Genomic DNA, 20567 nt, shown 5'->3' on the forward strand with positions numbered 1-20567 from the left:
GTTTTTCATTGTTTATTTCTTTGCACCGAGATCAAGTATCCTGCCTGCAAAGTCGTTGAAGTTCTGTGTCTGGAGTATGACCTTGCCGGGACCTGTAAGCTTTGTGAGGAAGAGTCCTTCACCGCCGAAGAATATGTTTCCGAGGCCCTTTACGGTCTCTATTTCGTACTGTACCGTAGGCTCGAAGGCAACAACATTGCCTGTGTCTACCTTGAGTACTTCACCGGGGTTGAGATAGCGCTCCACCATATCTCCGTCAACTTCGAGGAAAGCCATACCGTTTCCGAAGAGCTGCTGAAGAATGAAGCCCTCACCGCCGAAGAGACCCGAGAGTATCTTCTTTGTGAAAACTGCCTTGAGGTCTACTGTCTGCTCGGCGCAGAGGAAAGCACCCTTCTGACAGATAAGACCGCCGTTGGCTATATTTACCGGAACGATAGAGCCGGGAACTGTAGCGCCAAAGGCTATTTTAGCTCCTGCAACATCAGCCCTGTAGTTAGCCATGAATATTGATTCGCCCGTGAAAAGGCGTCCGAGGCTTCTGCCGACGCCGCCTCTTGCGTTTGTTGTCATGGTAAATCCCTGTGACTGCCAGATCATTCCGCCTGACTGTGTGAACATTGACTCTCCTGCGTTGAGCTCACACTCAACAGCGGGAACTGTCTGACCGATTATAGTATATCTCATATCGAAATACCTCCCTGAAATAATATTATTATTTGGGTATGTAAAGATTTTGGCGGTTTATTGGCATAAGGCGTTCGCAATTGCTTATTATACCACAAACGCCCAACGGCTTCCGACCGCCCAAAAGGTCATATACCCATTTATTTTATGCGGAAATACCGCATTCTGTCATTGATCTGCTATCCTGCAAAGGTTTGCCTCACCCGAGCTGAGATACTTTATCTCGCCGTAGGGAAGCCTTATGATAAGGTTCGCGTTCTCGTCTATACCGAGAGCCTCTCCTTCAAGCTGCTCATTGCCAATCATAGCGGTTATCCTGTGTCCCGTGAGCATTTCGCGCTCTCTGTACGCCTTAAGGAAGCTCCTGTCCGTGATCTTTCCCAGATAGGGCTCAAGGCGGTTCAGAACCTCGGCGCAGAGCCTGTTGCGGTTTATCCTGATGCCTGTTTCGTCCTCTATGGAAGTGGCTTTCTTTTTGAGCTCGCTGTCGAAGCTCTTGCCTATACTGCGTACATTTATGCCTATGCCGATAGTGGCGCAGTCAAGCTCGCGCAGCTCCAGACCGAGAGATGCCTCGGTGAGTATGCCGCATATCTTCTTGCCGTTCATATAGAGGTCGTTGACCCATTTTATATTTACCTTGCTGCCGCACAGCGACTCGACAGCTTCTGCGGCAGCACAGGCTGCGGCAGCGGTTATCATGGGAGCGAATTCAAGGTCGAAATGAGGACGCACGAGGACGCTCATGTAAAGCCCCGCGCCCTGCGGAGATACAAAGCTCCTGCCTATACGGCCTTTTCCTGCGGTCTGTCTGTCGGCAATAACGGTAGTGCCGTGGGGAGCTTTTTCCGTTTCAAGCTCGCGAACTACGTTATTTGTGGAATCGACTTCCTCAAGTACCATGATATTTCTTCCCATTTCCTTTGTGGTAAGCAGCGGAGAGATAAGATCTTCCGAAAGTCTGTTGTTGTCTTCGTTGAGCTTATAACCCTTTGAGGTTATTGAGCTTATGGAAAAGCCTTCAGCTTCAAGAGCCTTAACGGCTTTCCACACAGCATTGCGGCTCACACCGAGTTTATCTGCGAGAGCAGCACCCGATATGTAGTCGCCGCCTGCATTGGCAAGATTGGCGAGTAATTCGGATTTAACATTCATGGCGAAGTGTTCCTTTCGGTAATATTGATAATATTGTACCACAAAAAGATAAAAATTTCAAGATAAAAAGTATAAAAAATCTTATTTTCGGGTGAAAAATTTTGCTGATACGCAAAAAAGGACGGTTTTCCCGTCCTTTCAGATGTATAATATTTTTTGCGGCGGCTTTCTGAGAATATCACTCGCCGTCGATTATGGAAGGTGCAGGAGCGTTCTTTTTTTCCTGCTTTGCAGCTTTTCTTGCTCTGCGCTGCACTTTCAGCTCATATGAGCAGAGCTGCAAAGCCGCTACAGCTCCCGACATGAGCACGGGTATCACACAGGGAAGTATCCTGCGGACGTACATTCCGCTCACAGGGGCTAAAGTGTATTTGTCCGTCCAGCCGCTTGCGTCGGCATGACCTGTAAGGCGCTTCAGCATTGCCATGCACAGGAAAAATCCCGCAAACGAAAGGAAAAGCGACAGGATATTCGGTAAATTCTTCCTGAAAAGGCACAGAACAGCTCCGAGTACCATGAGAGCCGCGGATATTATGAGAAATAAGCCCGCAGCTGCGAGACTTTTCCCGTAGCTTGCGCGGTTGTATATAAGCCCTGCGCCGCTGAGAGCGGTCATCGCACCCGAAAAGACGATACTCAGCAGAAGCATTGCCGCCTTTGCGGCAGTCATCGGAATGGTGTACTTTTTTGGAAGATATTTCATTTTTTTACGGCTCATATTAACTCCATAAGTATTTTTCGGCTGTGTGCATTTCACATTTATAATATCACTCAGCCGAAGCATAATAAATATGTTCCCTCGGGAACATGAAAGGAAAAAATCAAAATGTTGTTGAAAAGAAAAATAATAAAATCAGCCGCAGCCTTATTATCTGTCGGATTTGCCGTATTATTCGGAACGGCAGGTTATTATTCGTCGCAGCTGCCGTCGGAGGTGACGGTGGAAACGGGAAAAAGCCTTGAATTAGCCGCTTTTCCCGAGCTCTGCTGCATGACCTCATACGACAGTGCGGTCCCTGTTTCGGGGACCTGCGGCGGCACCGAACAGGTAACGCTTTCTCTTTTCGGCATTATACCCGTTAAAAATGTGGAAGTCCGCCGCGCGGAAGCACCCGTTTTCGCAGTGGGCGGCAGGCCCTTCGGCATAAAGCTCCTGATGGAGGGAGTTATGGTCACGGGTCTCGGAGATGTAGAGGATAAGAGCGGGAAATACAGCTGTCCTGCGGAAAAAGCAGGTATCCGCGTCGGTGACGTCATACGTCTTGCGGACGGCACTGCACTTACTTCCAATGACAGCCTCCAGCAGATGATATCCGCCTCTGAGGGCAGGAAAATAGAGCTTTACGTGGAACGTGACGGAAAGGTCTTTTCTGCGGAGCTCCAGCCTGTTCTCTCGCGGAGAAGCTCTGAATGGAAAGGCGGGATGTGGGTACGCGACAGTATCGCAGGCATTGGCACTATGACGTTTTTTGACCGTAAAACAGGACATTTCGTGGGGCTCGGACACCCGATATGCGACTCCGACACAGGAGGCATAGTCCCTGTTCACAGCGGCGAAGCCGTACCTGTTGAGATAACCGATGTGCGCCGCGGAGCTCAGGGAGTACCCGGGGAGCTTCGGGGAAGCTTTTCCCCGGGGGAGAGCTTCGGTTTACTCGACAGGAACAAAAACAGCGGCATTTACGGCGTATTATCGGCAGAAGCCCTTGATGAGCTCTCAGCGGACTGCATAGAATTCACAATGGCATACAGTCAGGACGTAAAGGTCGGCCCTGCGGAGATATACTCCACGGTTTCGGGAACGATTCCCGAAAGGTATACAGCCGAGATAGAAAAGGTAGACTACAGCCGCGGCAGCTCCAAGAACATGGTCATACGAATAACGGACAAGCGGCTCCTTGAAGCCGCAGGAGGCATAGTTCAGGGAATGAGCGGCAGCCCCATAGTACAGGACGGAAAGCTGGCAGGCGCGGTAACTCATGTGCTCGTATCTGATCCGTCGCGTGGCTACGGGATATTTGCCGAAAATATGGCTGAAAGCCTCGGATAGACAAAATAAAAGCGGGCGTTACTTATAGTAACGCCCCAAGTTATTGATTAGTCTTGATTATCTGTTTTCTTCGCTGAAACCACTGTCAACGAGCTCAATAAGTGCGTCAACTGCAGCCTTCTCGTCAGCGCCGTCAGCGATTACCTTTACGTTTGTGCCGCCAACGATTCCGAGTGAAAGTATACCAAGTAAGCTCTTGGCATTAACTCTGCGCTCTTCCTTCTCGATCCAGATTGATGACTTGAACTCGTTGGCTTTCTGAATAAAGAAAGTAGCGGGTCTTGCGTGAAGTCCAACCTGATTCTTTACCATTACTTCTCTAACAAACATAAACAACTCTCCTATTCTCTGTGGTTACAGCCCCTCTCATTTTTTACAGGACTGTGTTGTCGTTTGCAATTGTTTTCTTGCTGATTTTATTATACATTCTATTTTTTCCTTCGTCAACGGATTTTTGCGATTATAATTCATCTTTTCTCTAAATTCTACATTTAGATTAAATGTGAATGAATTTTTATCAGCTTGCTTGTATATTATAACTACAAAAAAATGTTGATTTTCATTGTTGAAAATGCATATTATTCAACGCAAGTTTATGTTAATATCTTCTAAAGGGAAAATGTTTTTTTGTATATACGCCCAGTTTAAATGTGGAACAGCAATATTTGTCAAATTTAAAACAAAAATCGCAAAAAACGCTCAGTCATCATTTAATTTGTATTTAGCTAAAAGATCGGGACGGCGTTCCTCGGTGATCTTCAGGCTCTGCTCGTGTCTCCATGTCTCGATATTCTTGTGATGACCCGTGAGGAGCACAGGCGGAACAGCTTCGCCCTCCCATACCTCAGGCCGCGTATACTGGGGATATTCAAGGAGCCCGCTGTATATGCTCTCGTCTGTGAAGCACACCTCGTCGGAGAGTACCCCGTCGCACATACGCGAAACTGCGTCCGCAACGACCATTGCGGGTATCTCGCCCCCTGTGAGTACATAATCGCCTATGGAGAGCTCCTCGTCAACTATTTTGTCGATAACGCGCTGGTCAACGCCCTCATAGTGGCCGCATATTATAAGTATATTGTCCAGCTTTGACAGCTCTATGGCGCGTTTCTGGTCGAAGAGCCTGCCCTTCGGGGACATATATATGGTATGGGGCTTTGCACCCAGCTCCTCACATACTGCCTTGTAGCAGTTGTATATGGGCTCGCACTGCATGACCATGCCCATTCCGCCGCCGTATGGCGTATCGTCAACTCTTCTGTGCTTGTCCTGAGTGTATTCCCTTATCTGACGGCAGTGAAGGCTTATCTTGCCTGCTTTCCGGGCTCTGCCGACTATGCTCTCTCCCAGTACAGCCTCGCACATTTCGGGAAACAGCGTCGCTATCTCAATATGCATATTTTTCTCCTTTTACAATTCAAGACCACCTGACCGCGGTGATACATACCTGTAATCCGTGTCGGTCAGACGGTCTCGTCTTTTTTATTCTGTAAGCTGTATGCTTTGTGCGATCGCTATGACCTCGTCCCAGTCCGTAACGCTCATGGAGAGGATATAGCGGTGTTTCTTGTCCCTTTCGGGATATATGTTGATAAATGCGTACTGCCCGTCGGGAGTGTCGTTGGTCTGTATAAATCCGAGGAAGCCCACGCCCTCTGCGGGGTAGAACTTCACAGAGCTCGCATCCTCCGATATCAGGTCGTTTTTGCAGTTCATTATCTTATAGAAGGTCTTGGCGTTCCTGCTGCTGTGCAGGTCGATATCGTCCAGTGTGAGCATTGCCGCAAGACGGACGAATTCTCCCTTGTTCTGCGGAGTTGATCTCTGCGCTTTCTTGCAGTAGTTTTCGAGGTCCTCGGGGTCAATGCCTGTCATATCGAGGAAATCATAGTTCTCGCCGAGAGTGTCCTGACACACTGAAACAAAAAGGTTCGTATCCTTGCTGCCCCACATCACAGCGTCCTTTTCCTCGGTATGAACGGGTTCCATGCCCTTCCATGCGGTTATACGCAGACCGAGGGCGGAATAGAGGTCGTAGCTGTCAGAGGAGAGCTCGGGGAGCTTGTCGGGGAGCTCATACCATATGCTGCCGGTTTCCCTGAACTCGTGCTTTGTCTTGTAGTAATAGGGAAGCCCCGGGAAGAAGTACGCGCAGGCTCCGAAAGCGGCGATGATGAGCAGAAACAGTATGCCTAAGAATTTTTTCATGGTGGTTGCCTCCTTTTTAGCTGTGTAAAACCTTTTTTCTTTTGTTCTTTTTATTTATATCTCTTTTTTATATGGGTATGTGAATATATTGGCGGTTTATTGAGCATAAGGCGTTCGCAATTGTTTATTATACCACAAACGCAAATTCAGTCAAGACTGTAACAAGCGCCGTAAACGGCGGTCTTGACAGAATTTGTGTTTGTAGTTCGGGGCAATTACGCAAACGCCCAACAGCTTCCGACCGCCCAAAAGGGTATCTAAACTTTTATATCAGTCGAAAAGTCCGTCAAGAGGGCGTATCGTCATTACTCCGCCGTCCACGTCTGTGGAAACAATGACATCTGCGATAGCGGGAACAAGGTATTCTCTGTCATTTCCCTTTATGACGTAAACATCGTTTGCTCCTGTCTGCATAACGTCGGCTATTTTGCCGTAGACCTCTGAGTTATCTGCGTCGCGGACTTCAAGACCTATGAGGTCCTGTATAAAGTAGGTGTCCTCGTCGAGCTCTAAGTCGTCGCGGTGCATATAAAGCACCTTGCTGCGGAGCTTTTCCGCCTCCTCGGGAGTATCAACTCCCTCTATCTTGGCGATGACAGTATTCTTGAACACGCGGGAGCGTTCTATGTTTACTTCCCTGTGCTCCTTGCCCATGAAAAGCCTGTCGAACTCCGCAAGAAGCTCGGGGCTGTCGGTATAGGGCATTATCTTCACTTCGCCGCGTATGCCGTGGGTGGTGACTATCTTGCCTGCTTCGAGAAATTCCTTTTTCATCGTATCTCCTTATTGTCAAGTTCGATGGAGCTTATGACCTGCGGCTTTATATCGTCGTTTTCTCCCGATATCATTACGAAATAGTACTTTGTGGTGCTGTCGTCGGGGAAAATGGTATATGTCCACTGGAATTGGCTGTCTCTTTCTTCGTAGTCCATTGATTTGGTGCTTATGCTCTTTTTCATGCGGCAGACATACCCGAAAAATCCGTCGCCCTTTATCCTGTATACGTCCTCATAGGCGACAGACTCTTCCTTTACGTCCGCGAACTCCTTGAACACCTTTTTGTCCCTGCCGCGGAGCTTAAGGCAGTCCTTTGCGGTAAATCCGTCCTTTATGAACCACAGTATATCGCTTTTTGCGTCGTATTCCGTTGGATATTCAGCTTCCATGGACTTGAAGAAATGGCGGTAGGTCTCCTCGTCATAGAGGAAGCTTTCCCATTGGTCGGTGCTTATTTCTATGTCAAGGTCGGGATCCTCGGCAAGTCTCTGCTGGTTGAGGGCGTTCTGATAAGAGTCGTTTTCCATTATCAAAACGGTTATCTCGTCGTCCTTGCTCACAGATGAGCCCGTTCTGCTTTTTTCCGAGCCCTCGGGCATTTTCAGCTTTATACCCCTTGCGGAAAAGGTCCTGAAGCTTTCGGGGACGTCAGTCTTTTTGTACTCCTCCGCAGTTTCATTGATATGCGGATCGTTTATCTTTACATCTATATAAGTAGTGATCCCCGGGAAGAATATGAATATGACAAGTGCCGATATAAGCAGAGCTCCGACGGCTCCGCCTGCAATGATAGCTTTTTTCATTTTATCTCCTGTGGCTGGTGATCAGTGTAGGGGCGAACAGAGTTCGCCCGAACATAGAATGTTCCGCTGATAAAATTATGTTCTTTGCGGAACGCCGAGGGCGGCGTTCCCTACTAATTCTTCATTTCAAAGCTTTCGCCGAGAATGTCCTTGTTAGCTTCGAGGATAGGATTGATGCACTCTGCAAGGAACTCGTCCACCTGCTGTGAGCTTCTGCCCGTGTAGTTCTCGGGCTTGAGAACTGCGTCAAGCTCCTCCTTTGTTACCATGAACATAGGATCGGCTTCGATGAGCTCGCAGAGGTTGTTGTCGAGACCCTTTACCTTTACGTTTTCGCCTGCCTCCATGGAGTAATCCATGATGCGGTCGTGGAGCTCCTGACGGTTTCCGCCCTTCTTTACGGCGTCCATCATGATGTTCTCGCTTGCCATGAAGGGGAGCTCAGCCATAACTCTGCGGCGTATCATTTCGGGGTAAACAACTATGCCGTTGGTAACATTGAGCATTATATTGAGGATAGCGTCAACGCCGAGGAATGCCTCTGCCACACTGATACGCTTGTTTGCTGAGTCGTCGAGAGTCCTCTCGAACCACTGTGTGCCTGCTGTGAATGCAGGATTGAGGCTGTCTATAATTACATAGCGCGCAAGAGAGGTAATTCTCTCGCAGCGCATGGGGTTGCGCTTGTAAGCCATTGCGGACGAGCCTATCTGCTTCTTTTCTCTCGGCTCTTCCATTTCCTTGAAGGACTGGAGTATACGCATATCGTTGGAGAATTTGCTTGCGGACTGCGCTATATCGCTGAGGAGCTCAAGCACTTTCGAGTCCACCTTGCGTGAGTAGGTCTGTCCCGATACGGGAACTACAGCGTCAAAGCCCATTTCCTCTGCGATCATCTGCTCCAGCTTCTTGATCTTGTCCGTATCGCCCTCGAAAAGCTCCATGAATGAAGCCTGAGTGCCTGTTGTGCCCTTCGAGCCGAGGAGCTTGAGAGTTGACATTCTGTACTCCAAGTCCTGAAAGTCCATGAGGAGCTCATTGAGCCAGAGAGTTGCTCTCTTGCCCACAGTTGTGAGCTGTGCGGGCTGGAGGTGTGTGTAAGCCAGACAGGGGAGAGATTTGTACTCGTTTGCGAATTTCGCAAGATTGCTCATTACATTGAGGAGCTTTCTGCGAACTACCTTAAGGGCGTCGCGCATGATGATAACGTCGGTATTGTCGCCCACATAGCATGAGGTCGCACCGAGGTGTATGATACCTGCTGCGTCGGGACAAGCCTGACCGTATGTGAAAACATGAGCCATAACATCGTGGCGTGTTATTTTTTCGCGCTCAGCCGCCATTTCGTAGTCCACATCGTTGATATGCTCCTCGAGCTGCTTTACCTGTGCCTCTGTTACGGGGAGACCCAGCTTCATTTCTGCTCTTGCGAGAGCTACCCAGAGCTTTCTCCATGTGGTGAATTTTTTATCCGCAGAGAAAATGTACTGCATTTCCTCACTTGCATAACGTGTACAGAATGGGCTTTCATAGCTGTTGATATTACTGCTCATTTTGATCTACTCCTTTTATATCAATTGTCGTACTTCGACAGTACATCAAATTAATTATAACATCATACGCCCTTCATGTCAATAAAAAAGGCGGCTTAGTGCCGCCTTAGTTTTGATGAAATTCTGCCTGATTTCTGTATAATTTACACATCATCCATGTAGTCGTTCCTGTAATTGTCAACATGGTCGTCCAGCTTTTCGCTTTTCAGGGTGAGATCTGTCATCTGATCTGCGGCTGTCTGCTTAAGCTCGTCAAACTTTTGCTGGTAAGGGTCTTTGATAGCTCGCTGTCTGCTGTCCATATCCTGTTCAAAGAACCTTTCGTTGAAGTATGGATAGCCGTCTGCCGTTTCAAGCTCATGGAAGGTATGGTTGGTCTTCATATTTATTGCCGCTATCAGGAGTATTATCGCAAGAAGCAGCAGATGTATCCGCGATGTATAGCCTATGGAGTCGAACTTGAAGTATTTAAGGTATTCTCCGTTGGCATATTTCTTGAAAATGGAAAGGATGATCTGATTGAATACAGCCAGTCCTCCCGTGAACAGCACGAACAGGTCGCGCTTACGGTATGCCCCCTGCCATGCACAGTATATCGCCAGCGAGTAGACGATGATGCTCTCAAAGGTCAGGAATATGGTATCGTCCGCAAAAACGCTTCCCAGCATAAGGAAAAGCGACAGGAGCGGAAAGAATATCAGCGAAAACATATAGGCTATGATAATACGGAAGTAGGTTTTTTTGCATTTGTTGAGGAGCGTGAGGTTGTGTGCGAATTCCTTTGCTTTCAGCTCCTGATTTCGGCGTATTTCGTTGTTTTCCATATCTTCTCCCTCATATTCGGTCGTCTGTGTGGATAATTACGGTGTTTTCAAGCAGCCTGAAGCCCATTTCGGCTGCGGAGGCGGGAACGGTGTCGGGAAGAGCTATGCTGTCATCCTTGGGAGCGGCAGCTGTCTCTTTTGCAGCGGCTTTGCGCTCTTTGCGTATGATAATGCTCCACATTATTATATTTATTACTATAAACACCGCAGCAGCGGCTGCGATGACAAGAATCTCACCTGTTGTCATAAGTGGTCTCCTTTGAAAAAGCTTTACTGCGAAAAAAGTTGTATCAGAACTCCGCGCGGAACATGGCGGCGGTTATATTGTCGTTTTCCTCTCGTGTCTTGACTGTGTCGATGAGCTGCCGCAGCTTTTTCTGCATATCCTTTTTTGATGATACAGTCTGCGGCGAAAGCTCCTCGAAGAGCTCCTTTTCCGTGAGAACATGGCGGAAGCCGTCCGAGCATATCATATAGTTTGCTCCGTTTTCGAGGTCGCCCAGCTTCACCTCGGGGAAGATATCGGCGGTAACGCCCACGCACTGCACAAGAGCGTTCCTGCGGGGGTCTGTTTTGGCCTCCTCGGGAGTCATCCTGCCGTTCTTTACCTCGCGGTTGACAAAAGTATGGTCGTCCGTGAGCTGGCTGAGCTTGTCGGATATCTTATATATACGGGTATCGCCCACATGGAAGGTCATGAACTTAGAGTCCACGGCTATTATACCTGTAGCGGTAGTGCCGAGCTGCAGATGCTCCCGCATACCGTAGTCCACCATCATGGCGTTGAGCCTTCTCAGGCGGCTTATGACGTTTCTTGCGGCAGTTTCCCAGTCCCAGTCGGGGAGCTCGAAGGGAAGCTCCCTGTCGAACCATTCCGAAAAGCTGCGGACTACCTCAGCGCTGGCGAGCTCGCCCCGTGAGAGGCCGCCCATGCCGTCGCAGACCATTACAAGAGCGGCTCTTCCGCTGCCTGTATCGGCAGTCTTGACGCAAACGCTGTCCTGATTGTTGTATTTCGATATACCTGCGTCGGTATCGCAGGCTGCAATATATTTCATAGTATCTTACCTGTCTGTGAAATCAAATTCCTCGTCGGACAGCCTTATAACGTCGCCGTCCTTGAGCTTTATCTCCCTTTCGGGCAGGAGGGGAGTATTATTTATATATGTTTTGTTTGTGGAATTGTTGTCCTCTATGAAGCACGAACCGTCGCGGCAGTAGATAGTAGCGTGATGGCGGCTGACTGTGCGGTTTTCGGTTATGCAGAAGTCAACGCGGTCGCGCTCCTTGCCTATCCTGAAGACTGGTCTGTCGATATTGACGGTCACTCCCGTGGAGCGGCGCGTAAGAGTGGGATATTTCGGGGTACTGCGCGGTATCTCCTTTTTTACGAGCTCGGGGAGTATCTGCTTCTTTTCTGCTGCAAGCGGAGGTATGGACTTCGGCTCGGGTCTGCTGAACAGCGGGGCTGCGGTCTTTGCCGTCTTTGGGATCACGAATGGGTGAGTATCGCCCTTGCACTGAACAGGCGGCAGCACCTTGGGCTTGCGTACCTGCTGAGCCTGCTGTGAAGCGGGTCTGCTGAACTCGCTGCGGTCGGGCAGAGCGAAAAGCTCGGGAGCTTCCGTGCGGATACGCTCCTTTGTATCGTATATGCTGAAGGCGGGCTTGCTTATGACGAAGCTCATGAAGTCGTCGATGCGGTCGTAATCGTACTGTGAGCTGTAATTTGCGAAAGAGGATATCTTACGCAGGCAGTTGATAATGCCGTCGTTGGTGCTTTCGTTGTACCACAGGGGCAGATAGAACAGATGAAGCTCCTTTGTACGCTGATCGGCGGTGATATAATTGGGATCGAGGACTATATTCTGCATATTGAAGCCGCATTTTTCGGCTATATCGAGTATATTAAGCAGATTGAGGACTATGCGGAAATACTGCGTCTTGTCGATGCCGTTTTTCAGTACATTGATAAGGGGCAGCCCCTTAGCGCCCGTAAAAACCAGCTTGTCATCCGACTGTACAGAGGGAACGAGCCAGCCCTTTATACGGTTGTCGATAAAATACTGATATTCGGCTTCATTGAGCATTTCGCTCCCTGTAAATCTGCATACTATGCATACCTCGCCGTTTTTTTCCGTGAATTTGAGCTTTGCCACGTTACCACTCCTTTCGGCTATTATTGCGGTTATTGAGGATACACTAATTATAACATAATAATTTAAAAATATCAAGAGCAAGCGAACTGTGCCGCTCTTACTCAACCTGCACAATAATAAAGTGCGTTTTTTGTGCAGCTATACAAAGATGAAAATTATTTTTTTCTTATTAAACGGTTTTGCGTTTAATTTCATAGAATTTCAGCCCCCTTATAGAAGGACATTTATGTTTCCTTCCTTATGCACAAAAAAAGACCGTCCCGAAGGACGGTCCTTTTGAGATTACTTTTTCTTCTTTGCTGCGGACTTGTTCTTCCACCATGACCATGTAACAGGTGCAACGAAGAGTGAGGAGAACGTACCCGAGATAAGACCCATCATAAGCGGTACAGAGAAGCTGAGAAGCGACTTGTAGCCTGTTGCGAGAACAACTATTGTTATGATAAGCATAGTGCCGATAGTTGTGACTGATGTTCTGATAGATCTTGTGAGAGACTGTGTGCAGCTTACGTTGATGAGCTCGTTGAGTGAAGCCTTTGGCATAAGCTTGCGGTTTTCTCTTATTCTGTCGTAGATAACGATGGTATTGTTGATTGAGTAGCCGAGTATCGTAAGTATAACGGCAACGATGTTTGAGTCGATGCTGAAGCCGCATACTATAGTTGTCGTGAAAGCTACGAATATATCGAGGCAGAGAGCGAAAATAGAGCATATACCTGCCGACCAGCCGCCTATATTCCTGAATCTTATTGCGATATAGATGATAACGATGAATGCTGCGAAGAGTACCGCGATAAAGCATTTGAGCAGGAATTCACGTCCCGATGCAGGGTTAACGTCGTTTGAGTCGTAGATAACGAGATCGTTGTCTGTGAACTTTTCCCTGAGAGCTGTTGTGAGCTCTGTCTGTCTGTCGGCTGTAAGTCCCTGATCGGAGGTAAATGAGATAGTTACCTGTTTTCCGCCTGAGTCAAGGCTCTCACCTGTTCTTACCGTGACAGTTGAACCAACGATGTCCTTAACGGTGGAAGCAACGTCGTTTGTATTTATCTCACCCTGATAGGTGTAGGTTATGAGCGTACCGCCCTTGAACTCTATCGCAAGGTGTATTCCTCTGATTATCGCGCCTGCGATGAATACTACGAGTACTGCGATGATGACGCCGAGGATGAGCTTTTTCTTGGAACAGAAGTTATAAACCTTTGCGGGAGTGCTTACTTTTTCTGTCTGAGTGTTGTTCTTACTCATTTTTCGTCACCTCCGTAAAGCTTTCTGTTTTTGAAGCACTTGAACTTGGAGAGTGATGTTACCATAAGTCTTGAAGCAAATACTCCGAAGATGAAGTTGCAGATAACGCCTGCGAGCAGGGTAAATCCGAAGGAGTAAACAACGCCCTCAGCAGTAGCGCCAAATGCGAAGAAGATAGTCTTGTTGAGGATCTTCGAGAAGAAGCTGTCGGGAACACCGAAAGCACCCATGAGGATAACTGCGATGATAACATTTGTGATGTTACCGTCAAGGATAGCAGAGAAAGCCTTCTTGTAGGCGATCTTTATAGCAGCGTCAAGCGACTTGCCTGTTCTGAGCTCTTCCTTGATACGCTCGCCTGTGATGATGTTTGCGTCAACGCCCATGCCGACTGCAAGTATGATACCTGCGATACCGGGAATAGTGAGCGTAGAGCCGTTCATAAATCCGAACCAGCCTGTGATAGCTGCGAGTGAACCTGCGACCTGACCGCAGAGTGCGATAACAGCTACAAAACCGGGGAGTCTGTAGAGGACTATCATATATACAGCGATAAAGCAGAATGCGATAAGAGCTGCAAGAAGGATAGCGCTCAGTGAGCCTTCACCCATTGTAGGTGAGATGGTCCTGAAGCTCTTTGTCTCCATTTTGAAGGGGAGAGCACCCGAATTGATCTGATTTGCAAGCTTTGTTGCAGTCTCAGCTGTAAAGCTTCCCGAGATCTGAGCCTGACCGTTTGAGATAGCCTCATTTACTTTCGGAGCGGATATCAGTGTATTGTCCATCCATATGGATATAGGTGTATCCGAGCCTGCAAGCTCTGCTGTAGCGGCAGCGAATTTTTCCGAGCCTGACTGCTCACCGTTCTCACCGCTTGTCTTGAGCTTGAGACTTACAACGTACTCAGCGCTCTGACCGTCGTCGGTGGGAAGATAACCCATCTGTGCGGATTCGATATCGTCGCCGTTGAGGACCAGCTCGCCTGACGGGATCGCGTTTCCGTCCTCGTCGGTGGTCGTATCTGTGCCCTTGCGGAATGTCAGTTCAGCCATTTCACCGAGCTCCTTTACGGCAGCCTCGGGGTCGAAGTTTGTCTCGCCGACTTTCCATGGGAAGCGGACGATAATTCTGTCGCTTTTTTCATCACTGTAAACTTCGTTATCGGTGATACCGAGTGAAGCAAGTCTTGTCTTGATTACTTCGGTAGCAGAAGCGAGCTGATCGCTGTCAGCGTCGAAGTCGCCTGCGGGACCGAAAGTAACGTCAACGCCGCCCTTGATATCTATACCAAGACGGATATCGTCAACGCCCTTGACATAAGTAGTTCTGTTGTCGCCGAAGAGCTTATCTATACCCATTACGGCTGTAACAGCGAATACAGCGATAAAAGCAACGACAATGAAGAAAGTTTTTTTGCCTGTCTTTTTCACAGTCATGCCTCCTAAAAACCGAGCTCTTTCAGCCGTTCAGCAGGTCCGCGGAACAGGCATGAGCCCTTTATTCCTGTCTCTTTGACAATTACATTAATTGTACTATATTTTTGCAAAAAAGTCAAGTATCTGAACGGAAAAATATCCCATTTCAAAAATATGCACAATTAAGAACAGAAAATTTCGGAATTATGAACAAATGACTAAGATAATATACAGGGCTTGCACCTGAAATAAGAAAAGGCGTTCTGCCTTTCGGCAAAACGCCTTGTGTGATTATTTGAAATGCTTCTGCGATATTTTCAGTCGGTTCATGGCTCTGTTGAGAGCAGCCTGAGTCTCATAGTACTCCTTGATGCTCTGCTTCTGCCTGAGACGTTCCTCGGCGCGTTCCCTTGCTTCCTGAGCGCGTTTGATGTCTATTTCCTCGGGAAGCTCGCAGGTGTCCGCGAGAATTATGGAAGAATCGGGCATGACCTGTATGAAGCCCTCGGATATGGCGGCATATTTCCACACGCCGTCAACAAGATATTTCAGCTCTCCTGTGGGGAGCGAGGTTACGAGAGGCTCATGTCCTGCCATTATTCCGAGAAGTCCGTCTATGGCGGTAATAACGAGGTGCTCGACCTCGCCGCTGAAAAATACGCGGTCTGTAGCGATTATTTCGAGGTGAAAGGTCTTAGCCATAGTCAGCCGCCTCCTTTATTCCTCGTCCATCTGACGGGCTTTCATGAGAACGTCGTCGATAGTTCCCGCCATGAGGAATGCAGCCTCGGGGTACTTGTCCATGTCGCCGTCTATGATGGCGCTGAAACCCTCGATAGTGTCCTTGAGCGGCACGTACTTGCCCTTGAGGCCTGTGAAGTTCTCCGCAACATTGAAGGGCTGGGAGAGGAACTTCTGTATCTTTCTTGCGCGGTATACCGCAAGCTTATCCTCGTCGCTGAGCTCTTCCATACCGAGTATGGCGATGATATCCTGCAATTCCTTGTACTTCTGAAGGAGCTCCTGAGTCTGTCTTGCCACCTTGTAGTGCTCCTCGCCTACTATCTCGGGCTCGAGTATACGGGAATTGGACTCCAGCGGGTCAACTGCGGGATAGATGCCCTGCTCGACTATCTTACGCGAAAGAACAGTGGTGGCATCAAGGTGCGCGAAGGTTACCGCAGGCGCAGGGTCTGTAAGGTCGTCCGCAGGGACGTATACAGCCTGTACCGATGTGATGGAGCCGTTTTTCGTAGATGTGATGCGCTCCTGCAGCTCGCCGACTTCCGTAGCAAGAGTTGGCTGATATCCGACGGCGGAGGGCATACGTCCGAGAAGAGCCGATACCTCCGAGCCTGCCTGTACGTAACGGAATATATTGTCGATGAAGAGGAGAACGTCCTTGTGCTCGCGGTCACGGAAGTACTCAGCCATGGTAAGACCTGTCTGGGCAACTCTCATACGCGATCCCGGGGGCTCGTTCATCTGACCGAAAACAAGAGCGGTCTTGGAGATAACTCCCGATTCCTGCATTTCGTTCCATAGGTCGTTTCCTTCACGGGAACGCTCGCCGACGCCTGTGAATATAGAGTAGCCGCCGTGCTCGGTGGCGATATTGCGTATGAGCTCCTGTATAAGAACGGTCTTGCCGACGCCTGCGCCGCCGAAAAGTCCAATTTTACCGCCCTTGGCGTAGGGAGCTATAAGGTCGATGACCTTTATGCCGGTTTCCAGTACCTCGACAACGGGGCTCTGATCCTGAAAGGTAGGAGCTTTTCTGTGTATCTCCCATTTCTCCTCGGTCTCAACGTCGCCCTTTTTGTCGATAGGCTCGCCGAGAACATTGAACATACGTCCGAGAGTCTGCTCGCCTACAGGCACTTTTATGCATGAGCCTGTGGAAGTGACCTCCATATTCTTGCTGAGTCCCTCGCTGGACGCCAGCATTATGCAGCGTACTATGTGGTTGCCCATATGCTGGGCGACCTCCATAACGCGCTTTCTGCCGTCGACCTCAACAGTGAGGGCGTCCCTTATCATAGGGAGCTTTCCGCTGCCGAACTCGACATCTATGACAGGTCCGATGACCTGTGTTATTCTGCCTTTTTCCATTTTTTTCTCCTTTTTAAGAGAATTGCGGGTATATTTTTTCTGTAGGGGAGGGCGTCCTCGCCCTCCCGAAACTTACATAATATTGTACCGTACAACTTGCACCCGAGCCCGCAGCCGTTAGCTGTAAGCTCTTGGCTTGTAGGGACGACCATTGGAGTCCGTGGTTTTTATGTTATTTGCGGGCGGATGATATCCGCCCCTACAGTTATGCAAACGAGCGTTAGCCCTTATTCTGCAGGGCTGCCTTGGGCGGCCCGTATTTTGTGTTTTATTCGCGGGCACACAATGTGCGCCCCTACATATTATTCACTGATAGAAGCAGCGCCGCCGCATACCTCCGTTATCTCCTGAGTGATAGCTGCCTGTCTTGCACGGTTGTAGCGGAGCGAAAGGTCCTTTATCATGTCCTTTGCACTTGTGGTAGCTGCGTCCATAGCGGTCATGCGGGACTGCTGCTCGCAGCAGAATGCCTCCACCATAGCTCCGTAGATGATGCCCTTTGCGTACTGAGGTATGAGATAGTTCATTACCTCCTCGGGTGAGGGCATGAATGAAGCCTTCGGCAGCTTTTTTAGAGTACCGTCCGCAGCCTTTCCGAAATGCTTTCTCTCAAAGGGCAGCAGCCTGAGAGTTCTCGGCTCCTGAAGGTTCGAGTTTATCATGTCCGTGTAGATGAGGTATACCTCGTCAAGCTCGTGCTTTTCAAACTTTTCAAGGACGAGCTCGGCTATCTCACGCGCTCTGTACAGAGTGGGATTTTGTGTGGTATAGAGGAACTCGCCGTCAACAGACGCTTTTTTGCCGCTGTTGATACGGCGCTGGTAGTACATTCTTCCCACCTGTCCCATGACAAAGAGGTAGCAGTTGTCAAGGTCGGCTGCCTCGTCAAGCTTCTGATCGGTATATTTAAGTATGTTATGATTGTAGCTTCCGCACAGTCCCTTATCGCCCGTAATTACGATATATCCCTTTTTACGCTTATCCTCGGGGATATCCGCACGTCTGTCGAAATAGAGCTGACGGGTATGGGGAGTATGCTCCAGAACGCTTTCGATAGTGGACTGGAGCTTGTAGAAGTAGGGCTCTGTACACTCCAGTGAAGTCCTTGCCTTTTTGAGCTTTGAGGACGACATGAGGTACATAGCGTTGGTTATTTTCAGTATCTGCTGGATACTTCCGATCCTTTCGCGGATCTCTCTCATATTTGGCATAGCATTCCACCGCCTTACTCTTCAAAAGCCGTGAGTATTCTTTCGATACGCTCTGCAAGGTCGTCTGTGAGGACCTTATTCTCCTCTATCTCGGAGATTATGTCCTGACCGTAGCTTCTGATATAGTTCATGAGGTCTGTGCGGTATTCTCTCAGCTCCTTGAGGGGGATGCCCTTGAAGAAGCCGTGCTGTGCGGCATAGAGAAGTATTACCTGCTCATAGTGGGGGAGCGGATTGTACAGCGGCTGCTTCAGCAGCTCTGTGAGCATATGTCCGTGTTCGAGGAGCTCTGTGGTTGACTGGTCGAGCTCCGAGGAGAACTGTGTGAATATCTCCATTTCCTTGAACTGTGCAAGGTCGATACGGAGATTACCCGAAGCCTTCTTCATAGCCTTTGTCTGAGCAGCGCCGCCTACACGGGATACGGAAAGTCCGTAGTTCACCGCAGGACGGAGACCCGAGTTGAAAAGCTCGCTCTCAAGGAATATCTGACCGTCAGTGATGGATATTACGTTTGTCGGGATATATGCGGAGATATCGCCCGCGAGAGTCTCTATGATAGGCAGAGCCGTCAGCGAACCGCCGCCGTGCTCGTCGTCAAGACGGCTGGAGCGTTCGAGAAGTCTCGAATGAAGGTAGAATACGTCGCCGGGGTATGCCTCACGTCCGGGAGGACGGTGGAGCAGCAGGGACATGGCTCTGTATGCAACGGCGTGTTTTGAAAGGTCGTCGTATATTATGAGTACGTCCTTGCCCTTGGACATGAAGTACTCCGCAATAGCCGTGCCCGAATATGGCGCGATATACTGGAAAGGCGAGGGATCACTGGCGGAAGCGCATACAACTACCGAGTAATCCATAGCGCCGTACTTTTTAAGGGTATTCACTATCTGTGCAACGGTGGAGGACTTCTGACCTATGGCAACATAGATACAGATAACGTCCTGTCCCTTCTGATTTATGATAGTATCAACGGCAATGGAGGTCTTTCCTGTCTGGCGGTCGCCGATTATGAGCTCACGCTGACCTCTGCCGATGGGGAACATTGAGTCTATGGCGAGTATACCTGTCTGGAGCGGCACGCTTACGGGCTTACGCTCGATAACGCCCGGAGCTTCACGCTCTATGGGGAAGTAATCGTCGGGCTTTATCTGTCCGAGACCGTCTATAGGCGATCCGAGAGCGTCAACGACTCTTCCGAGGAGCTCGTCGCTCACGCCGATACCCGCTCTTTTGCCCGTTCTGATAACGGAAGAGCCCTCTGTGAGTCCGTGGTCGTCGCCGAGAAGAACTACTCCGACGGACTTTTCCTCAAGGTTCTGTACTATGCCTCTTATGCCCGTCTCGAATTCAACGAGCTCGCCGTACATTACGGAATTCATGCCGTATACTCTTGCGATGCCGTCGCCGAGACGCGTAATGAAGCCTGTTTCGGTAGCTCCCGACTTTACGTCGAAGTCGCGGACCTCTGTTTTGAGCACGGAGATGATATCACTGTTCCTGCTCTTTGCAGACGACGGAGCGCCCACGTATTCCGCAGCCTTGTTCTGGAGAGTGTCCTTCATAAGGCGGAGGCTTGTACGGTAGCTCTTGTCGTATTCAAGGTCGCCTGCGTTGAGTATGAAGCCGCCTATGATGTCGGGATCGTGCTTATACTCTATATCAACGTCCTCCTTGACGAATTTATCCATGATAAACTGTCTGAGGTCAGCCTGCTGAGCCTCGGTAAGAGGCGTAACATAGCGTACTACAGCCTTTATGCTGCCCTGCTTGTCAATGAGTATATCCTCGTATTCGTCAAGTATCTCCCCTATGCGCTCAACGGCGCCGCTGCGGACCGTGTTCATAAGGAACTTCTGCATGGATTCGGGGAAAAGCCTGCTTATAACAGCTCTCTTCTCGTCGTGGGTGACAAGAGGATTTGAAAGTGTATCCGCAAGGTCGGGGCAGGTCTCAAGCACCTTTCTTGTTTCGGAGCAGTCTGTCTGAGAAACATCAAGACGGACAAGCTCTTTCAGCAGCTCTCTGTCTGAGTCTCTCATTTCTTAGCCTCCTCTTCGGAAAGGAACTTATCAACGAGACGGCGGTTCTTTTCGTCGTCTACATTTTCTCCGATGATCTTTGAAGCAGCTTCTATGGCAAGGTCTGCTATCTCGGACTGTGCCTGACGGAGAACGCGCTTTCTCTCGTTCTCTATGGTCCTGTCTGCGTCGGCAACTATCTTTTCTGCCTCCTCCTGAGACTTCCTGATAATTGCGGAGCGCTCGGACTCGGCGTCCTCATGTGCCTTCATTATTATCTGATTTGCCTTTTCCTTAGCCTCGCTGATAGAGTCCTCATACTGCTGACGGAGCTCCTCAGCCTC

21 protein-coding genes are annotated in these 20567 nt (G+C 49.3%); 1 reads left to right on the forward strand and 20 read right to left on the reverse strand.

Annotated features, from left to right (window positions below; all coding sequences use genetic code 11):
- Nucleotides 1–12 precede the first annotated feature (12 nt).
- From Q0R37_RS09550 to Q0R37_RS09560, 3 genes are all read right to left on the reverse strand, one after another.
- Nucleotides 13–687, reverse strand: coding sequence for a TIGR00266 family protein (locus Q0R37_RS09550; protein ID WP_294753789.1), 675 nt, complete (start codon nucleotides 685–687; stop codon nucleotides 13–15).
- A 168-nt stretch (nucleotides 688–855) separates the two neighbouring features.
- Complete coding sequence (locus Q0R37_RS09555) at nucleotides 856–1842, reverse strand: biotin--[acetyl-CoA-carboxylase] ligase (RefSeq protein ID WP_294753791.1); 987 nt, start codon at nucleotides 1840–1842, stop codon at nucleotides 856–858.
- A 178-nt stretch (nucleotides 1843–2020) separates the two neighbouring features.
- Nucleotides 2021–2560, reverse strand: a complete 540-nt coding sequence (locus Q0R37_RS09560; protein ID WP_294753792.1) for a hypothetical protein — start codon at nucleotides 2558–2560, stop codon at nucleotides 2021–2023.
- Nucleotides 2561–2668: 108 nt separating this feature from the next.
- Here Q0R37_RS09560 and spoIVB point away from each other — a divergent pair, with 108 nt between their 5' ends.
- Complete coding sequence (gene spoIVB / locus Q0R37_RS09565; protein ID WP_294753795.1) at nucleotides 2669–3892, forward strand: SpoIVB peptidase; 1224 nt, start codon at nucleotides 2669–2671, stop codon at nucleotides 3890–3892.
- Between the two features lie 57 nt (nucleotides 3893–3949).
- Here the strand turns inward: spoIVB and Q0R37_RS09570 are convergent, their stop codons facing one another.
- From Q0R37_RS09570 to atpF, 17 genes are all read right to left on the reverse strand, one after another.
- Nucleotides 3950–4222 carry an HPr family phosphocarrier protein gene (locus tag Q0R37_RS09570; protein ID WP_019679940.1) on the reverse strand — a complete coding sequence of 91 codons (273 nt, stop codon included), beginning with the start codon at nucleotides 4220–4222 and terminating at the stop codon, nucleotides 3950–3952.
- Nucleotides 4223–4591: 369 nt separating this feature from the next.
- Nucleotides 4592–5290: a tRNA (guanosine(37)-N1)-methyltransferase TrmD gene (gene trmD / locus Q0R37_RS09575; protein WP_294753797.1), complete on the reverse strand. Its 699-nt coding sequence runs from the start codon at nucleotides 5288–5290 to the stop codon at nucleotides 4592–4594.
- A gap of 84 nt (nucleotides 5291–5374) precedes the next feature.
- A complete protein-coding gene (locus Q0R37_RS09580) occupies nucleotides 5375–6100 on the reverse strand; it encodes a hypothetical protein (RefSeq protein WP_294753799.1) in 726 nt (241 codons plus the stop codon).
- Nucleotides 6101–6370: 270 nt separating this feature from the next.
- Nucleotides 6371–6874 (reverse strand): ribosome maturation factor RimM, encoded by a 504-nt coding sequence (rimM, locus tag Q0R37_RS09585; RefSeq protein ID WP_294753800.1) that lies wholly within the window; start codon nucleotides 6872–6874, stop codon nucleotides 6371–6373.
- Nucleotides 6871–7680, reverse strand: a complete 810-nt coding sequence (locus Q0R37_RS09590) for a hypothetical protein (RefSeq protein ID WP_294753802.1) — start codon at nucleotides 7678–7680, stop codon at nucleotides 6871–6873. The genes rimM and Q0R37_RS09590 overlap by 4 nt, the downstream gene beginning before the upstream one ends.
- Before the next feature lie 113 nt (nucleotides 7681–7793).
- Complete coding sequence (purB, locus tag Q0R37_RS09595; RefSeq protein WP_294753804.1) at nucleotides 7794–9233, reverse strand: adenylosuccinate lyase; 1440 nt, start codon at nucleotides 9231–9233, stop codon at nucleotides 7794–7796.
- Nucleotides 9234–9376: 143 nt separating this feature from the next.
- Nucleotides 9377–10057, reverse strand: a complete 681-nt coding sequence (locus Q0R37_RS09600; protein WP_294753806.1) for a hypothetical protein — start codon at nucleotides 10055–10057, stop codon at nucleotides 9377–9379.
- A gap of 10 nt (nucleotides 10058–10067) precedes the next feature.
- Entirely contained in the window at nucleotides 10068–10304 is a 237-nt protein-coding gene (locus Q0R37_RS09605) for a hypothetical protein (protein WP_294753808.1), read from the reverse strand.
- Between the two features lie 43 nt (nucleotides 10305–10347).
- Nucleotides 10348–11115 (reverse strand): PP2C family serine/threonine-protein phosphatase, encoded by a 768-nt coding sequence (locus Q0R37_RS09610; RefSeq protein WP_294753810.1) that lies wholly within the window; start codon nucleotides 11113–11115, stop codon nucleotides 10348–10350.
- A gap of 6 nt (nucleotides 11116–11121) precedes the next feature.
- Complete coding sequence (locus Q0R37_RS09615; protein ID WP_294753812.1) at nucleotides 11122–12216, reverse strand: FHA domain-containing protein; 1095 nt, start codon at nucleotides 12214–12216, stop codon at nucleotides 11122–11124.
- 282 nt (nucleotides 12217–12498) lie between these two features.
- Nucleotides 12499–13464: a protein translocase subunit SecF gene (secF, locus tag Q0R37_RS09620; RefSeq protein ID WP_294753814.1), complete on the reverse strand. Its 966-nt coding sequence runs from the start codon at nucleotides 13462–13464 to the stop codon at nucleotides 12499–12501.
- Nucleotides 13461–14894 (reverse strand): protein translocase subunit SecD, encoded by a 1434-nt coding sequence (gene secD, locus Q0R37_RS09625; protein WP_294753816.1) that lies wholly within the window; start codon nucleotides 14892–14894, stop codon nucleotides 13461–13463. The genes secF and secD overlap by 4 nt, the downstream gene beginning before the upstream one ends.
- 276 nt (nucleotides 14895–15170) lie before the next feature.
- Nucleotides 15171–15581 carry a F0F1 ATP synthase subunit epsilon gene (locus Q0R37_RS09630; protein WP_294753818.1) on the reverse strand — a complete coding sequence of 137 codons (411 nt, stop codon included), beginning with the start codon at nucleotides 15579–15581 and terminating at the stop codon, nucleotides 15171–15173.
- A 15-nt stretch (nucleotides 15582–15596) separates the two neighbouring features.
- On the reverse strand, nucleotides 15597–16991 hold the full coding sequence (gene atpD, locus Q0R37_RS09635) for a F0F1 ATP synthase subunit beta (RefSeq protein ID WP_294753820.1): 1395 nt from the start codon (nucleotides 16989–16991) through the stop codon (nucleotides 15597–15599).
- Between the two features lie 302 nt (nucleotides 16992–17293).
- Nucleotides 17294–18202 carry an ATP synthase F1 subunit gamma gene (gene atpG / locus Q0R37_RS09640; RefSeq protein WP_294753821.1) on the reverse strand — a complete coding sequence of 303 codons (909 nt, stop codon included), beginning with the start codon at nucleotides 18200–18202 and terminating at the stop codon, nucleotides 17294–17296.
- 14 nt (nucleotides 18203–18216) lie between these two features.
- On the reverse strand, nucleotides 18217–20244 hold the full coding sequence (gene atpA / locus Q0R37_RS09645; protein ID WP_294753822.1) for a F0F1 ATP synthase subunit alpha: 2028 nt from the start codon (nucleotides 20242–20244) through the stop codon (nucleotides 18217–18219).
- A partial coding sequence (atpF, locus tag Q0R37_RS09650; RefSeq protein ID WP_294753824.1) for a F0F1 ATP synthase subunit B occupies nucleotides 20241–20567 on the reverse strand: 327 nt, incomplete at its 5' end. The genes atpF and atpA, both read right to left, overlap by 4 nt.

Source organism: uncultured Ruminococcus sp., assembly GCF_946415235.1.
In the GTDB taxonomy this organism is placed as follows: domain Bacteria; phylum Bacillota; class Clostridia; order Oscillospirales; family Ruminococcaceae; genus Ruminococcus.

What these genes read in the sequence shown, in the direction of transcription:
- Q0R37_RS09550 (WP_294753789.1), bottom strand. Translation starts at nt 687, where the DNA reads ATGAGATATACTATAATCGGTCAGACAGTTCCCGCTGTTGAGTGTGAG.
- Q0R37_RS09555 (WP_294753791.1), bottom strand. Translation starts at nt 1,842, where the DNA reads ATGAATGTTAAATCCGAATTACTCGCCAATCTTGCCAATGCAGGCGGC.
- Q0R37_RS09560 (WP_294753792.1), bottom strand. Translation starts at nt 2,560, where the DNA reads ATGAGCCGTAAAAAAATGAAATATCTTCCAAAAAAGTACACCATTCCG.
- spoIVB (WP_294753795.1), top strand. Translation starts at nt 2,669, where the DNA reads ATGTTGTTGAAAAGAAAAATAATAAAATCAGCCGCAGCCTTATTATCT.
- Q0R37_RS09570 (WP_019679940.1), bottom strand. Translation starts at nt 4,222, where the DNA reads ATGTTTGTTAGAGAAGTAATGGTAAAGAATCAGGTTGGACTTCACGCA.
- trmD (WP_294753797.1), bottom strand. Translation starts at nt 5,290, where the DNA reads ATGCATATTGAGATAGCGACGCTGTTTCCCGAAATGTGCGAGGCTGTA.
- Q0R37_RS09580 (WP_294753799.1), bottom strand. Translation starts at nt 6,100, where the DNA reads ATGAAAAAATTCTTAGGCATACTGTTTCTGCTCATCATCGCCGCTTTC.
- rimM (WP_294753800.1), bottom strand. Translation starts at nt 6,874, where the DNA reads ATGAAAAAGGAATTTCTCGAAGCAGGCAAGATAGTCACCACCCACGGC.
- Q0R37_RS09590 (WP_294753802.1), bottom strand. Translation starts at nt 7,680, where the DNA reads ATGAAAAAAGCTATCATTGCAGGCGGAGCCGTCGGAGCTCTGCTTATA.
- purB (WP_294753804.1), bottom strand. Translation starts at nt 9,233, where the DNA reads ATGAGCAGTAATATCAACAGCTATGAAAGCCCATTCTGTACACGTTAT.
- Q0R37_RS09600 (WP_294753806.1), bottom strand. Translation starts at nt 10,057, where the DNA reads ATGGAAAACAACGAAATACGCCGAAATCAGGAGCTGAAAGCAAAGGAA.
- Q0R37_RS09605 (WP_294753808.1), bottom strand. Translation starts at nt 10,304, where the DNA reads ATGACAACAGGTGAGATTCTTGTCATCGCAGCCGCTGCTGCGGTGTTT.
- Q0R37_RS09610 (WP_294753810.1), bottom strand. Translation starts at nt 11,115, where the DNA reads ATGAAATATATTGCAGCCTGCGATACCGACGCAGGTATATCGAAATAC.
- secF (WP_294753814.1), bottom strand. Translation starts at nt 13,464, where the DNA reads ATGAGTAAGAACAACACTCAGACAGAAAAAGTAAGCACTCCCGCAAAG.
- Q0R37_RS09630 (WP_294753818.1), bottom strand. Translation starts at nt 15,581, where the DNA reads ATGGCTAAGACCTTTCACCTCGAAATAATCGCTACAGACCGCGTATTT.
- atpD (WP_294753820.1), bottom strand. Translation starts at nt 16,991, where the DNA reads ATGGAAAAAGGCAGAATAACACAGGTCATCGGACCTGTCATAGATGTC.
- atpG (WP_294753821.1), bottom strand. Translation starts at nt 18,202, where the DNA reads ATGCCAAATATGAGAGAGATCCGCGAAAGGATCGGAAGTATCCAGCAG.
- atpA (WP_294753822.1), bottom strand. Translation starts at nt 20,244, where the DNA reads ATGAGAGACTCAGACAGAGAGCTGCTGAAAGAGCTTGTCCGTCTTGAT.